Source organism: Ruegeria sp. AN11 (assembly GCF_056536005.1).
Genome location: NZ_JBQFJD010000002.1, coordinates 212,501 through 226,735, shown reverse-complemented (window position 1 = coordinate 226,735; position 14,235 = coordinate 212,501). Strand labels below are relative to the sequence as shown.

At 56.9% G+C, this 14,235-nt stretch carries 12 protein-coding genes and 1 tRNA gene (1 of these 13 running past the window's edge); 5 read left to right on the top strand and 8 right to left on the bottom strand.

Annotated elements, in window-relative coordinates:
* Positions 1 to 87 precede the first annotated feature (87 nt).
* The 4 genes from ACR3EQ_RS20970 to ACR3EQ_RS20955 form a co-directional block, all read right to left on the bottom strand.
* Entirely contained in the window at positions 88 to 1,104 is a 1,017-nt protein-coding gene (locus ACR3EQ_RS20970) for a Fe(3+) ABC transporter substrate-binding protein (protein ID WP_170611010.1), read from the bottom strand.
* Positions 1,105 to 1,297: 193 nt separating this feature from the next.
* Positions 1,298 to 2,458 (bottom strand): sialidase family protein, encoded by a 1,161-nt coding sequence (locus ACR3EQ_RS20965; RefSeq protein ID WP_170611007.1) that lies wholly within the window; start codon positions 2,456 to 2,458, stop codon positions 1,298 to 1,300.
* A 113-nt stretch (positions 2,459 to 2,571) separates the two neighbouring features.
* Positions 2,572 to 2,697 (bottom strand): type B 50S ribosomal protein L36, encoded by a 126-nt coding sequence (ykgO, locus tag ACR3EQ_RS20960; RefSeq protein WP_005648635.1) that lies wholly within the window; start codon positions 2,695 to 2,697, stop codon positions 2,572 to 2,574.
* A 93-nt stretch (positions 2,698 to 2,790) separates the two neighbouring features.
* Positions 2,791 to 2,865 (bottom strand) — tRNA-Val (locus ACR3EQ_RS20955).
* 147 nt (positions 2,866 to 3,012) lie between these two features.
* On the opposite strand from ACR3EQ_RS20955, the gene ACR3EQ_RS20950 reads away from it, so the two are divergent.
* The gene (locus ACR3EQ_RS20950) at positions 3,013 to 3,873 is read left to right on the top strand and encodes an N-formylglutamate amidohydrolase (protein WP_170611005.1); all 861 of its coding nucleotides are present in this window, start codon (positions 3,013 to 3,015) and stop codon (positions 3,871 to 3,873) included.
* 2 nt (positions 3,874 to 3,875) lie between these two features.
* Here ACR3EQ_RS20950 and ACR3EQ_RS20945 read toward each other — a convergent pair whose 3' ends face one another.
* Complete coding sequence (locus ACR3EQ_RS20945) at positions 3,876 to 5,129, bottom strand: DNA polymerase IV (protein ID WP_170611002.1); 1,254 nt, start codon at positions 5,127 to 5,129, stop codon at positions 3,876 to 3,878.
* A 597-nt stretch (positions 5,130 to 5,726) separates the two neighbouring features.
* On the bottom strand, positions 5,727 to 6,431 hold the full coding sequence (gene pyrF / locus ACR3EQ_RS20940) for an orotidine-5'-phosphate decarboxylase (RefSeq protein ID WP_170610999.1): 705 nt from the start codon (positions 6,429 to 6,431) through the stop codon (positions 5,727 to 5,729).
* 149 nt (positions 6,432 to 6,580) lie between these two features.
* Here pyrF and ACR3EQ_RS20935 point away from each other — a divergent pair, with 149 nt between their 5' ends.
* From ACR3EQ_RS20935 to ACR3EQ_RS20925, 3 genes are all read left to right on the top strand, one after another.
* On the top strand, positions 6,581 to 6,901 hold the full coding sequence (locus ACR3EQ_RS20935) for a hypothetical protein (protein ID WP_480491981.1): 321 nt from the start codon (positions 6,581 to 6,583) through the stop codon (positions 6,899 to 6,901).
* Between the two features lie 128 nt (positions 6,902 to 7,029).
* On the top strand, positions 7,030 to 9,648 hold the full coding sequence (clpB, locus tag ACR3EQ_RS20930; RefSeq protein ID WP_170610993.1) for an ATP-dependent chaperone ClpB: 2,619 nt from the start codon (positions 7,030 to 7,032) through the stop codon (positions 9,646 to 9,648).
* Positions 9,649 to 9,771: 123 nt separating this feature from the next.
* On the top strand, positions 9,772 to 11,790 hold the full coding sequence (locus tag ACR3EQ_RS20925) for an acyltransferase family protein (RefSeq protein WP_480491979.1): 2,019 nt from the start codon (positions 9,772 to 9,774) through the stop codon (positions 11,788 to 11,790).
* A gap of 132 nt (positions 11,791 to 11,922) precedes the next feature.
* On the opposite strand, the gene ACR3EQ_RS20920 is transcribed toward ACR3EQ_RS20925, so the two are convergent.
* Both ACR3EQ_RS20920 and ACR3EQ_RS20915 read right to left on the bottom strand, forming a co-directional pair.
* Positions 11,923 to 12,516, bottom strand: a complete 594-nt coding sequence (locus ACR3EQ_RS20920; RefSeq protein ID WP_170619370.1) for an NAD(P)H-dependent oxidoreductase — start codon at positions 12,514 to 12,516, stop codon at positions 11,923 to 11,925.
* Positions 12,517 to 12,706: 190 nt separating this feature from the next.
* The gene (locus tag ACR3EQ_RS20915) at positions 12,707 to 13,522 is read right to left on the bottom strand and encodes a cyclase family protein (RefSeq protein WP_170610985.1); all 816 of its coding nucleotides are present in this window, start codon (positions 13,520 to 13,522) and stop codon (positions 12,707 to 12,709) included.
* A gap of 292 nt (positions 13,523 to 13,814) precedes the next feature.
* Here ACR3EQ_RS20915 and msrP point away from each other — a divergent pair, with 292 nt between their 5' ends.
* Positions 13,815 to 14,235, top strand: partial view of a protein-methionine-sulfoxide reductase catalytic subunit MsrP gene (gene msrP / locus ACR3EQ_RS20910; RefSeq protein WP_170610982.1) — the beginning only. The gene runs 482 nt beyond the window's last position; the window shows 421 of its 903 coding nt (coding positions 1-421); it begins with the start codon at positions 13,815 to 13,817; its stop codon lies off the right edge, out of view.

Below are 14,235 nucleotides of genomic sequence, written 5' to 3'. Positions count from 1 at the left end.
TTGGGAATATTGGCAGATTTTTAGCCTTAATCAACAGAAAAAGAGGCGCGTCTGACCGCGCCTCGTTCCCGCTCGAATGGAGCCAGCTTATTTCCAGCCGACCTCATTGAAGATCTTCTGCGCATCCGGAATGTTCTTGGCAACTTCGGACAGGTTGACACTATCAGCCTTGAACTCACCCAGAGCAGCGACCGGCTCAGCCAGAGCAACACCTTCAACGGCCGGGAATTCGTCATTGCCGGACGAGAAGTATTCCTGAGCCTGTTCGCTGGCAAGATATTCAAGAAACTTGATTGCGTTTTCCTTGTTCGGGGCGTGTGCCGCAACGCCCGCGCCAGAAAGGTTCATATGCGCGCCTTCGGCGTCCTGAGCGGGGAATTGCACGCCGATCATGTCAATCTGGTCGCTCAGGCCCTTCACGTCCTTTCGTAAGGCACGTGCGAAATAGTAGGAATTGGACACCGCGATTTCGCATTCACCCGAAACGATGCCGCGGAGTTGGTCCGTGTCACCACCCTGTGGGTCACGCGCCATGTTGGCAACGACACCTTCGGCCCATTTTTTGGCTTCTTCCGCGCCGTGGTTGGTAATGATAGAGGCCAGCAGGGTTTGGTTGTAGGTATTGCTGGACGAACGAATGCAGACTTGACCTTTGAATTCGGGTTTGGCCAGGTCCAGGTAAGTAGCCGGCGGGTTGGCGACGCCTTCCTTGTCAAAGAAGATGATGCGGGCGCGCTGCGAAAATCCATACCATTGATTGTCTTCGTCCTGAAGATTTGCCGGAATGCGGTCTTCCAGAACTTCGCTGTCCACGGTCTGCAGAATGCCTGCGTTCTTGGCGCGCGCAAGGCGTGATGTGTCAACTGTCAGCAGGATATCGGCCGGAGAATTTGCGCCTTCGGCTTCCATCCGAGCGATCAGTTCGTCTGCCTTGCCTTCGATGCGATTGATGGTGATCCCGGTGGCATCTTCAAAATCGGTGTAAAGACGCTCATCCGTGTCGTAGTGGCGCGAAGAATAAAGGTTCAGCTCGCCGTCAGCGGTGGCGGAGGTTGCAATCAGGGCCGTCAGAGCGGCAGCAACGCATGTAGAGGATTTCAGCATCATATTTCCCAACGATTGAAGTTGTAGCGGATCGTTATCCGACTGAATTGGTCAATTATACGATTCTCAGGAGGATGCAAGGAAATCTGACAAATTTACTCGGTCAAAATGGCGCAGCTTGTATCTTCGCACTCTTCATGACCATTCGAGCCGCTGGCCGTGAATAGATCAGTACCTCGTCGCCACGAATGATCTATTCGTGGTCCAGAACCTCAACTGAGAGAATGGTCGGCAAATGTCGGGCCACTTCGTTCCAGGTGTCCCCTTCATCACCGGTCGCAAAAACAGACCCACTGTTTGTTCCAAAATATACCCCTGCGGGATCTCGGCTGTCTCCGGCCATAGCCTGACGCAGTACCGTAAAATAGCAGCTTTCCTGCGGCAGCCCGTGCCGTTGATCTTGCCATGTCGCGCCGCCGTCAGTGGATTTCCAAACCGCTGCTGCTGCGTCGGGTGGATAGCGGCCGATGCTGTCGCCGTTCAGGGGTAAAGTCCAGATCGTGCCGGGATCTCGCGGATGAACGTGAATTGGAAACCCGAAAGTCGATGGAAGGCCCTCGGTAATATCCTCCCAACTGCGCCCCCCGTCGGCCGAGCGCCAGACCCCGTGGTGATTCTGTTGGTACAACAAGTCCGTGGTCTTCGGGGCCCTCACCATGTTGTGCACGCAATGGCCTGTCTCACCATCTCTTGGGGCCGCGGGATGATTGTGGTGATCACAGCTTTCCGCGTTGGACAGGCGGTTGCGCCGTTCCCAATTCTTGCCCCCGTCTTCTGACGCAAAGACCCCCGCCGCTGAGATGCCGACCCAGAGTTTTTGGCTTTCACCCGGGTCTGTCAGGATTGTGTGCAATACCAAACCGGCGCCCCCTGGATTCCAGTCCGGCGCTGAAGGATGGTTGGTAAGGCCTTCGACACTCTCCCACGTCCGCCCGTTGTCATGGCTGGTCAGCAAACGCGCTGGTTTGGCGCCTGCATACAACGTGCCGTGCCCGTAGCTCAGCGACCAGATTTGTGAAAATGCGTCGGTGAAAGGCATAGGTTCACCGGTCCAGCCGACCATCTTGGCGACAGCAGGGTCATTGCTGGCCCATTCGTCCCTCTGACCGGTGGTAAGCCTTGTCACTTCCCAAGTTTCTCCACCGTCTTCAGACCGCCAGATGCCCGCACCGTGCCAATCGCTGCCGCCACCCGCCCAAAGCAAGCCCGTTTCTGCGTCGCCGATCACATGGTTTATCGGCCAGCCATCGCAATGCGGGCCTGAAACTTTCCAATTCGACCTGTCGTGGTCGCTGGTGATGATGAATGTTCCTTTGGTCGTTCCGACCAATATGTCGACGCCTTGTCCTCTCATGGAATTCGCGCTCCGATCAAATGAGGCAAGCGTACCATGTTGTGGGGACTAATGCAGACAACAAAAAAACCGCGCTCAACGGCGCGGTTTCTTTTAGCGGTTCAATGCAGTTCTTAGCCCTGGCGAGCTTTGAACTTGCGCTGCGTCTTGTTGATCACGTAGACGCGGCCTTTGCGACGCACAACACGGCAGTCACGGTGCCGGTTCTTGAGCGAGCGGAGCGAGTTCTTGACCTTCATGGTCTGTCTCCAATCTGCGGCGCCTTCATCAGAGACGTGGCCAGCGCCTGGGTTAGCGGGTGCCCCGGGTCAGACCCGAAGCAGTGAAAACGATGGTGGGCGGTACAAGGATCGAACTTGTGACCCCTTCGATGTCAACGAAGTGCTCTACCGCTGAGCTAACCGCCCACTTACCTTTGCGAGATGTGCCCCATAACGAAATGGGGCGCGGAACCCCGCGCCGGTAGCGGGGTCTATAAAAGGAGTCGCAAAGGGGTTCAAGGGGTTTGGAAGAACTATTTTCCGGTCTATGTTGAGTGCGAACAAGGAGTCACCATGTCGAACGCAGCCTATATACTGGAATTGCCCGTCAAGCGTACGTCATGCGTGGTGTTTTCCTCTCCACACAGCGGGCGCGTCTACCCTGAGTCCCTGCTCAAGAAGACAGTGTTAAGCCCAAGCGTGATTCGATCCTCGGAGGATGCTTTTGTCGATCAGCTGTTTGCCCCGGCATCCGAATTTGGTGCGCCGCTGATATCGGCTGCAATGCCGCGCGCATACCTAGATCTGAATCGCAGTGCCGATGAACTGGATCCGGCCCTGATCGAAGGCGCGCGCAGACATGGTCACAACCCGCGTGTTGCGTCCGGGTTGGGTGTGATTCCGCGCGTCGTTGCCAACGGTCGGGCCATCTATCGCGGGAAACTGACGATGGACGAAGCGCGCCTGCGGATCGACACATGCTGGCGCCCGTATCACGCACGCCTGAAGTCCCTTTTGTCAGAATCGCACGAGGCATTTGGGCAGGCTATTTTGATCGATTGCCATTCGATGCCACATGAAGCCGTCGCCATGGCCAGCAATGCACAGTCCAAACGGCCGGAAATTGTTCTGGGCGACCGGTTTGGGGCATCAGCGACTGGTGAGGTCGTCGATCGAATCGAAGCTGCCTTTGAATCTGCCGGGTTGAATGTAGCGCGCAATGCCCCGTTTGCCGGTGCTTACGTGACCCAGACCTATGGTCGCCCCGTGCGTCATCAACATGCGGTTCAGATTGAAATCGACCGGTCGCTTTATATGAACGAAGACACCATTGAGCCCAGCGAAAATTTCGATGAATTCCGCGCCATACTGCGCGATGTGATCTCAGAGATTGCCTGCATCGGCGCCGAACCGGCCCGTCTGGCTGCCGAATAGCCCTAGCGCAACGCGCGCCCTTTCACGATCGCCTCAGATCCAAAACGTCGTCGGATTTCATCTGTGGCCCGCTCTGCCTGTGACCGCTTTGCCGCACCGGGGTCCAGCAGGTCGCCCGAAATATCGGCCTGGTGCTCGGGGCACAGATCCGACAATCCGCAACCAAGCAGGCGATATGGTCCCTGATCTCCGACCTGATCAAAAAGCCCACGCGCCGTTCGATAGATGCGGTCGGCGATCTGAGTCGCGTCGCGCAGGGAAACGCGCCGTGTGATGATCTTGTGATTGGCCTTCTTGAGTTTCAGTGTAACGACCCGTCCCGCCAACCCCTTGGCCTTGGCCCTGTCGGCCACTTTCTCGGACATACGCCACAAATGCCCGTCCAGAATGTCGATACTGGCCGTATCCTCGAAGAAAGTCGTTTCATTGCTGATTGATTTCATCGGCTCATTGCCGGAAACGCGGCGCTTGTCCTGCCCGCGCGCCAGGTGCCACAGCCGATAACCCATCGACCCGAACCGTGCGGTCAAAGCCTCCTGATCCCAACGCAACAAATCGGCAAAACTGCGAATACCAGCCCGATCCAGAGAGTCCTGGGCCGCAGGGCCAATGCCCCAGATCAGCCGCACGGGCTTGTTGTGCAGGAATTCTGCAGTCTCGGCCTTGCCGATCACTGAAAATCCGCGTGGTTTATCAAGGTCGGATGCAACCTTGGCCAGAAACTTGTTGTGACTTAGTCCGATTGACCCGGTCAGGCCCAGCTCATCTTTCATGCGCTTGACCAACCGCGCCAGCATCACCGCTGGTGGGGCGCCGTGCAGGCGATAGGTTCCAGACAGGTCCATAAAGGCTTCATCCAGCGACAATGGCTCCACAATCGGGGTCAGTTCATCCATCATCGACCGGATCTGACGTGACACGTCCGCATAAACCGACATGCGCGGTTTGATGACCACCGCGTCGGGGCACAGCTGCAATGCCTTGAACATCGGCATGGCCGATCGCACGCCCCGAATGCGTGCCACATAGCAGGCGGTGGACACGACCCCGCGTTTGCCGCCGCCAATGATAACCGGCTTATCTGCGAGTTCTGGATTGTCCCTTTTTTCGACCGAGGCATAGAAGGCATCGCAGTCCATGTGCGCGATGTTCAGCTCAAAAAGCTCCGGATGCGATTTGACGCGCGGGCTGCCGCAGGACGGGCACCTGCTTCCGGCTTCCATTTGTGTAAGGCAATCCTGACAGAGAGCAGGCATTTCAGTCACTTCCCGGCCCGGCGCGGGCTTGGTTCGCCCGAGCAATCCGCTAAATTCTAACGTGGTTCAGAACAAAGCAAAAGCGGCACATGGATTTCGACACGGCAAAAGGCGGTGCTGTTTTCTGAACCAGAATCGGTGGTGATTCAGCAAAACGACTTACGGAGTATTCCTCAAACGGGTTCCTGAGATCTTCGCCGCGTCGGCGCGAAGGCCATGATGTCCTTGCGGATTGCGCCATAGGAGAGATTTTTGAAGTGGTTGCGCATCCGGTAAACGCCACTGATTGCGGGACCTCTTGTCGGGCGTCGCGCAGTGATGGGAGACCTGGATTTTGCCAAAGAAGACCCCCCGCACTTGCGCGGGGGGAGGTAACGGACCTCAGGAAGAAATGGCCCGTTGGGGAGTATACCCCTACAGAATCGCGCAAAACTTACAATTACGACAGAGCTGAGAGCCTGCGTTGTGAACTTGTGTTTTTCATGTGTGTTTTCAGGCACAGGGACGATTTGGCGCGGCTGTCAACAAAATTGACCTAAGGTCAAGGCGTTGCGAGCCGATTTGGCTGTATCGGCTACGTCAATCATCCATGCCAGATTAGGTTCTGGTCAAAGAATTTAGCTCTGCCAAAACGGCCTCGGCTGCTGCTTTTGGGTCGTCAGCTTGATAAATCGGACGGCCAACCACGATATGATCGGCCCCGTCGCCGATGGCGCTGGCAGGTGTGGCCACGCGTTTCTGGTCGCCCAAAGCGGCCCCTGCAGGGCGGACACCAGGTGTGACTATCAGCCGACCTTCGGCCTGGGGCAGGGCGCGGATCAGGGCTGCTTCCTGCGGACTTGCAATGACCCCGTCGGCCCCGGCTTCCAGCGCGCGCGCGGCACGTTCAACGACCAGTTCCTGCACTGTTCCGTCTTTCAGCAAGCTGGCATCCAGGTCATCCCGGTTCAGCGAAGTCAGGATCGTTACCGCCAAAATCCTGAGGTCTTTGCCTGCCGCCCCTTCTTTGGCCGCACGAACCACGTGCGGATCGCCATGCACGGTCAGGAAATCCAGATCAAATTGCGCCAACCCGCGGACTGCGTTTTCCACCGTGTTGCCGATGTCGAACAGCTTCATGTCCAGAAAGATGCGTTTGCCGTGGTCCTGCTTCAGCTCATTGGCCAGGGCCAATCCGCCTCCGGTCAGCATTCCCAACCCGATCTTGTAGAACGAAACGCTGTCGCCCAGCCGCTCGGCCATGGCCAGCCCTTGCAGGGCATTTGGAACATCAAGGGCAACGATCAGGCGGTCATCGGACATGGGCAGGCTCCTATTTGGCAAACGTCTGCGTCCTAACGGGTTCGGTACGCTCTGTCCATGCATGATAACCGGGTGATGCAAATCACTTAGCGGATTCAACTCTGTGCTATGATCCTGCCAATTCGTGATAATGAATAGGGAACCGCGATATGAAGAAACTGATTTTGCTTGGGGCGGCCCTGGCGCTTTTCGCGTGTGATGAGGCGCCGCGCGTCAATACACCTGACACAGGCGCTGCCCCGGCCCCGACCAGTGATGATCTGCTGCTGGTGCGTGGATATCGATCAGAGGATGACTGGTGCCAGCTCACAGGCGAGACCGCATTTACCGTCGAATTTTTGGATCATACCGCCGATCTGGTGTCGTGCCCGACGGGCAGCGATGCGGCGCAATCGCTTTTGGACATGTACGAAGCCAGGCAAATGGCTGAGACCGGCGGCTACACGGTTTACTCAATACCGCGGGGATAAGGCCGAATATTGAAACCTGGCCCCTTGAAGCCGTGAAGACATTTCCCAAATTGAATGTGAGGCCCAGACCGAAGCGTGCCGCCAAGCGGGCGCATCACATTCAGGGCGCTTGAGAAAAGGAGAATAATATGGACTTGAATAAGTTCACCGAGCGGGCACGGGGATTCGTGCAGGCCGCGCAGACCATTGCGCTGCGCGAAGGGCATCAGAGGTTGGAGCCCACACATATACTCAAAGCATTGATGGATGATGATCAGGGGCTGGCAAGCAATCTGATCACGCGCGCGGGTGGCGCGCCAGGCCGTGTGGTCGAGGCGCTGGACACCGCAATGGGCAAGATTCCAAAAGTCAGCGGCGACGCGAACCAGATTTACATGGACGGCCAGACTGCCAAGGTGTTGGCCGAGGCCGAGAAGCTCGCCACCAAAGCAGGCGACAGCTTTGTGCCGGTTGAGCGTGTTCTGATGGCGCTGTGCATGGTGAAATCCAAGGCCAAAGAGGCGTTGGAAGCCGGTGCCGTATCCGCCCAAAAGCTGAATGAGGCAATCAACGATATCCGCAAGGGGCGCACCGCTGACACCGCGTCGGCTGAAGAGGGCTATGACGCGCTCAAGAAATACGCGCGCGACCTGACCGAGGCGGCCGCTGAGGGCAAGATCGACCCGATCATCGGGCGGGATGAGGAAATACGCCGCTCGATGCAGGTTCTGTCGCGTCGCACCAAGAACAACCCGGTTCTGATCGGGGAGCCCGGTGTCGGTAAAACCGCGATTGCCGAGGGCATGGCCCTGCGCATTATCAATGGTGATGTGCCGGAATCGCTGAAGGACAAGAAACTGCTGGCGCTCGACATGGGCGCGCTGATTGCCGGTGCGAAGTATCGCGGTGAGTTCGAGGAACGTCTCAAGGCGGTTCTGACCGAGGTGACCGAGGCCGCTGGTGAGATCATCCTGTTCATCGATGAGATGCACACGCTGGTCGGTGCGGGTAAATCCGAAGGCGCGATGGATGCCGCCAACCTGATCAAGCCCGCGCTTGCCCGGGGTGAGTTGCATTGTATCGGTGCGACCACGCTGGACGAATACCGCAAGTACGTCGAAAAAGACGCGGCCCTTGCGCGCCGGTTTCAGCCTGTGATGGTGCAGGAGCCGTCGGTCGAGGACACGATCAGCATTCTGCGCGGCATCAAGGAGAAATACGAGCTGCACCATGGCGTGCGCATCTCGGACTCGGCGCTGGTCTCGGCGGCGACTTTGTCGCATCGCTATATCACCGACCGCTTCCTGCCCGATAAGGCCATCGACCTTGTCGATGAGGCGGCGTCGCGTCTGCGGATGGAGGTGGATTCCAAGCCCGAGGAGCTCGATCAGCTGGATCGCCAGATTCTGCAGATGCAGATCGAGGAAGAGGCGCTGAAGCTTGAGGATGATGCGGCCTCCAAGGATCGTCTGGAAACCTTGCAAAAGGACCTGGCCGACCTGCAGGAGAAATCCGCTGAGATGACCGCCCAGTGGCAGGCAGAACGCGACAAGCTGGCAGGCGCGCGGGATCTGAAAGAACAACTCGACAAAGCGCGGGCTGACTTGGAGATCGCCAAGCGCGAAGGCAACCTCGCCAAAGCGGGTGAGCTGTCTTACGGCGTCATCCCCGAGCTTGAAAAGAAGTTGACCGAGGCCGAGAACGCCGAAAGCAGCGAGATGATGGCCGAGGAAACGGTGCGCCCAGAACAGATCGCTTCGGTGGTCGAGCGCTGGACCGGTATCCCGACCTCGAAAATGCTGGAGGGCGAGCGTGAGAAGCTGCTGCGGATGGAAGATGATCTGCATTCCCGCGTGATCGGTCAGGATGCGGCGGTCACTGCCGTGGCCAACGCCGTTCGCCGGGCCCGTGCCGGTCTGAATGACGAAGGCCGCCCACTGGGCTCGTTCCTGTTCCTCGGCCCGACCGGTGTGGGTAAGACCGAACTGACCAAGGCCGTGGCGAACTTCCTGTTCGACGATGACAACGCGATGGTGCGCATCGACATGTCCGAGTTCATGGAGAAACACGCGGTCGCCCGTCTGATCGGTGCCCCTCCGGGCTATGTCGGTTATGACGAAGGTGGTGTGCTGACCGAAGCCGTGCGGCGCAGGCCTTATCAGGTCGTGCTGTTCGATGAAGTCGAAAAAGCGCACCCGGATGTCTTCAACGTGTTGTTGCAGGTTCTGGACGATGGCGTCCTGACCGATGGTCAGGGCCGCACGGTAGACTTCAAGCAGACGCTGATTATCCTGACGTCGAACCTTGGGTCGCAGGCCCTGAGCCAGTTGCCCGAGGGCGCGGACAGCGCGCAGGCGCGGCGTGACGTGATGGATGCAGTCCGGGCGCATTTCCGACCCGAGTTCCTGAACCGTCTGGATGAGACCATCATCTTCGACCGCCTCAAGCGGGCCGATATGGATGGCATCGTCGATATCCAGATGGCGCGCCTGCAAAAACGTCTGGCTGCCCGCAAGATCGAGCTGGCTTTGGACGATGGTGCGAAGGAATGGCTGGCGAACGAAGGCTACGATCCGGTCTTCGGTGCGCGCCCGCTCAAGCGCGTGATCCAACGTGCACTGCAGAACCCGCTCGCCGAAGCCCTGCTGGCTGGTGAGATCAAGGATGGCGAGACTGTTCCGGTGACGGCAGGGGCCGATGGCCTGATCATCGGTGACCGGCTGGGAACGTCGGAACGGCCCCGCCCGGATGATGCCGTGGTGCACTGATCTGACATTTGAACTGATAAATAACCGCCATATTGGCGGTTATTTGTCTTTTTGACTAAAAGTCTGGTAAACCGCATATCGCTCACTCACGGCAATCACGCAGGGCAATCTCGGATAACCAGCATGCAACAGACAGAAATCCATGGCCCCGGCGGGGAGCCATCCAAGTTTCGCGGAGATATTGAAGGTCTTCGCGGCGTTGCTGTTCTGGCTGTATTGATTGATCATCTCGGCCTCGATCTTCTTCCTTACGGATTCCTGGGTGTCGATGTCTTTTTCGTGATTTCCGGATTTGTCATCGCCCGATCCGTCATCGATTGGGATTGGACGAAGTTCTGGCCCAATGCTTCTCATTTCTTTGCGCGCCGCTTCAAGCGGCTGGCGCCGGCTTTGTTTGTGTGTCTTCTGCTGTCCTCACTAGTGGGTTCGTTCTTTATTCAGGACATGGAGGACAACACAGAAACCGCATTTTGGGCGTCTGTCGGGCTTTCAAATTTTTTCTTTTATAATCAGAAATTTGACTATTTCGGCAGGTTGCTGGATCTCAACCTGTTCACACACACCTGGTCCCTTGGTGTTGAAGAACAATTCTACATACTCTTTCCACTTGCTGCGTGGTTGTCGCTGTCAGCAGCTTTGCCGCGCAGGGTGAACCTGATATCAATCACGGTATTGGCGGTGTTTTGCTTGGCGTCGCTTGGTGCGTACATGATGTATGCAAAGACGGATCCGGTGGGCACCTTTTACATGATCTACTTCCGGGCCTGGGAACTGGGACTGGGTGTGGCCATTGCCGTGCTGATCAGACATTGGCGACCGCAGCGTTTTAACTCTCTGATCGTTCCGGTTTGTCTGGGGCTGTTGCTGATCTTGTTTGCCTTACAGGTCGACCTGAATCGCAACTTTGCAACGGTCATTGCCGTTGTCTTGTCGGCGACCTTGTTGCTGTTCCCCGTCCGGACCGGAACCTTCTCGAAGGCGCTTTCGAATACGCCGCTTCGCTGGGTCGGTAAGATCTCATACTCGCTGTACCTGTGGCATTGGCCAGTTGCCGTTCTGGCCAAATGGACGATCGGGCTTACCGCGATCACTGCACCGTTTTTTGTTCTCGTGATGTTTGGGGCCGCTACGCTGTCCTACCGGTTTGTCGAGAATCCTCTGCGCCATTCCAAGTGGACCGCAGCCAGAATGCCGGGTTACCTGGTTGGGTCCTCCGCGCTGGTCACAACGTTGATTGCCATTTGGGTCTTGTCAGAAGATGTGAGCCGGAACCTGTACTCCGGCGTGTCTCCGGCGCTTGCTCAACGAGGTCCGGCGACCCTCGAGGCGCCGTTGAAGGCAAATGATGGTTCTGTCTGGCAGGGAAGGCCTTGTATTATCAGAGACGCAACCGAGGTCGGGAGGTCCATTCCAATTGAAGGCTGCGTCTTCGGTTCTTGGGAAACGGCTGAAAAGCGCATACTGGTAGTCGGAAACTCGTTCTCAGTCGCCTTTGGCGGTGCATTTCGAGAGATTTCGGAAACCGAAGACTGGGCGGTTCTGTTAACCTCCAGTTGGGGCGCACAGCCAGTGCCTGAGCTTGGTTACAATGGACCATGGAAAGAAGCCAATCAACACTATTGGGAAGACGCAGTGCCTGAATTGGTGCGTGAACTTCGTGCCGGGGATGTGGTTCTGATGCTTAGCGATCTTGGCGGGCTTTCGTACGGCTCAGGCGGGAAGGATGACGTGGTTCTGCAGCGTTACTTGGAAGGTATTCAGCGGTTTGCCCGTGAATTGAATGAACAAGATATCTCGCTCGCAATTGTTGGTCCTTTGCCTCTTGTCCGCGAGGCTCGGTGCACACCCGAGGTGGCAGTTGCCCAGTGGTTTGCGCCCAATGGCGGTCCATGCCACTACCTGACGCGCGAGCAAACTCTCAAACGGGTTGGCGGGGTCCGCACCGAACTGTCAACGCTTGAGGAAAACGAAACTGCGATCTTTGTGGACCTGTTCGACTTTTATTGCCCAGGGCCGGTTTGTAACTACTTTGGTGAGGATGGGATCGTACTCTACCGCGATGAGCATTCCCATTCGTCTCTGGAAGCCGCAACCAGTTCTGCCAGCTTGATGGTGGAGCATTTGAAAGAGAATATGCACTGACGTTTAAGTAAGTGTTTATCAGGCTATTCAAACAATCTTGTCTGAAATTCTGATCGGGTTTGGGCGGCGATCAAATTGCTCCGGCTGTCGCAATTGAGTTCAAACAAGCCATACCACGAGCTGATATTTATCCTAGTGGTTCTCAGGCGCGGGCAAGGTCTGGCCGATAGTGTAGCACTTTTCCAGCAGAGCCTTTCGCCGGGATTCCGACCCGGTCGACCCGTGAAGAATAACAAGCTTGCGTGGTGAAAACCCAAAATACCCAAAGGTACCCTGCATCCAGCTTGTTTCCAGCGCCTGAAGATACCCGGCGCTTTCCATTTCGTCGGATCGGGCCCCTGCCGGTACCAACAGTACTCCGGTGCGAGGCCTCTGGAGCGATTTCTCTGGATCATTCAATTGGTCATACGCCCACCCCCAGGTCCATACGCGATCAACCCAGCCTTTCATCATGGACGGCATTCCCCACCAAAACAGGGGAAAAGCCAGACAGATTGTGTCGGCGCGCGCAATTCGCGACTGCTCGGCAACAACGTCTGACAGCGCGTCGGAGGCCAGATTTCCTTCTACATCGGCCATGGACCAGCGCGGATCAAAACCTTCTGCATGCAGGTCGCCAAGCTCGGTGGTGTGACCGGCCGCTGTCGCACCTTCCATAAAACTCCGCGCCGCAGCGACGGTGAATGAGTTGGGATCTGGATGATCAAGAATTGTCAGGACATGCACATGCGAATCCTTCTATAGCTATCCGGTCTTCGAATGCACCCTGATTGCTCAAGGTAGGTTTAGGTCAAGACAAAACATGTTTGGTTCAGGCGGCTTCAATCGATTGGCTGCTTAGGTCTCGCTGAAGCAATTGCCCAAGCAGCAAGGGCTCACCATCGCGGCGAGCCCTTTATTGATCGTCCCGGTGTCGTCAGATCAGTGCAAAAATTCGTGCGGGTCCTCCTGTCCCGCCTGCATGTTTTGGCGCGCCTATGACGAGGGTCGCACCCGAAGCAGGTACCAGATCAAGCCCGGCAAGGCATTCAATTCCGAAACGTCCGGAAGGAAGCCAGGCGTAATGAGTTGCAAAGTCCGCCGACATCCCGTGGTCCAACGACAAAGTGTCTACCGCAATCGAGCGTGCGCCGGTCTCCTCCATCAGCATCTGCGCGGCTTCAACGTGAAAGCCTGGGTAATGCTGGGCCTCGCCGTCAAAATTGCGGAACTCATCGGTGGCTGTCTTGCCCGCCCAACCTGAATGCATTGCCACGCAGGCTCCGTCAGGAATGTCGCCGTTGGCTGCAATCCACGCTTTCAGATCGTCCGGGGTAAGCAGCGTGTCGGCATCTTCGGCGGCCCGTGCTGCGATGTCGACCACGCAGAGCGGGGCAACAAGATCCGTCACCGGTATTTCATCAACAGACAGGCCATCCGCGGAAAAATGCAGTGGGGCGTCGATATGCGTGCCGGTATGCTCGTTGATTGTAAGATTGAAAAGGTTAAACCCGTGTTCCCCAAAATTGAAAACCTGATCACCGGCAAAACCGGGGTCACCTCCCCAGGTTGGGAAATCAGCACTTAGTGTATGGGTCATATCTTCGACCTTGCCATGCCCAAGGGCCAGAGCGGCAGGCGCGGTCGCGCCCGTTGCGGCAATTGCCGCGCCAGAGGCTGCCGCGGCCTTGAAGAATCCCCGTCTTGACAGCATGCGGTCCTTGACCGCGTTAACTACGCAGATGTCACACATTAGTCCTCTCCCTTTCAGGCTGTCATTTCCATAGGCGACAATTTCGCATCTGACAGCATGATACAGACTGCGCGCTCGGCATTTGCTTTGTAAAGAGAAGGCTTTTCAACGGGCCGATCAAATTGCGCCCAGATGAAAGCGTTGTGGATCTTGGCCGCCCATCCACCCTGTAACACGGGTAACAGCTGCGTCAGCTTGCGAGAATGTCATCAGATTGGAGCGTATATAGCGGTGACAATGTGGTATGAGCGGGCGATCCCGAGCCCGGGAAATACGGATTATGGAGACCCAAATGGCGTATCGCTGGAGAAACACACTGACACATGCAGACGTCACCCCGAAGTCGGCGTTTCTGAACCGGCGGCAGGTCATGGCCGGTCTGGCCGGTGTCGGATTGACAGCGATGACAAAGCCTGCAGCTGCACAGAACACGCTTGAGCCCAACACGTGGGAAGAGATCACCTCATACAACAACTACTATGAGTTCGGCACGGGCAAGGATGACCCGGCAAAGTATGCCGCTTCGCTGAAAACCGAACCATGGAGCGTGAAGATAGATGGTCTGGTTGATCGCCCCGGCGAATACGACTTCAAGGAGATCATGTCAGAAATGACGGTAGAGGAGCGTATCTACCGTTTCCGTTGCGTCGAGGCGTGGTCAATGGTTATCCCCTGGAACGGGTTCGAGCTGGCTGATCTGCTGGCCATGGCAG

Bases quoted from the DNA above. Each gene is read 5' to 3' on its own strand.
- ACR3EQ_RS20915 (WP_170610985.1), bottom strand. From the start codon at position 13,522: ATGTGTGACATCTGCGTAGTTAACGCGGTCAAGGACCGCATGCTGTCA.
- pyrF (WP_170610999.1), bottom strand. From the start codon at position 6,431: ATGTCCGATGACCGCCTGATCGTTGCCCTTGATGTTCCAAATGCCCTG.
- ACR3EQ_RS20970 (WP_170611010.1), bottom strand. From the start codon at position 1,104: ATGCTGAAATCCTCTACATGCGTTGCTGCCGCTCTGACGGCCCTGATT.
- ACR3EQ_RS20950 (WP_170611005.1), top strand. From the start codon at position 3,013: ATGTCGAACGCAGCCTATATACTGGAATTGCCCGTCAAGCGTACGTCA.
- ACR3EQ_RS20925 (WP_480491979.1), top strand. From the start codon at position 9,772: ATGCAACAGACAGAAATCCATGGCCCCGGCGGGGAGCCATCCAAGTTT.
- ykgO (WP_005648635.1), bottom strand. From the start codon at position 2,697: ATGAAGGTCAAGAACTCGCTCCGCTCGCTCAAGAACCGGCACCGTGAC.
- ACR3EQ_RS20945 (WP_170611002.1), bottom strand. From the start codon at position 5,129: ATGCCTGCTCTCTGTCAGGATTGCCTTACACAAATGGAAGCCGGAAGC.
- ACR3EQ_RS20935 (WP_480491981.1), top strand. From the start codon at position 6,581: ATGAAGAAACTGATTTTGCTTGGGGCGGCCCTGGCGCTTTTCGCGTGT.
- ACR3EQ_RS20965 (WP_170611007.1), bottom strand. From the start codon at position 2,458: ATGAGAGGACAAGGCGTCGACATATTGGTCGGAACGACCAAAGGAACA.
- clpB (WP_170610993.1), top strand. From the start codon at position 7,030: ATGGACTTGAATAAGTTCACCGAGCGGGCACGGGGATTCGTGCAGGCC.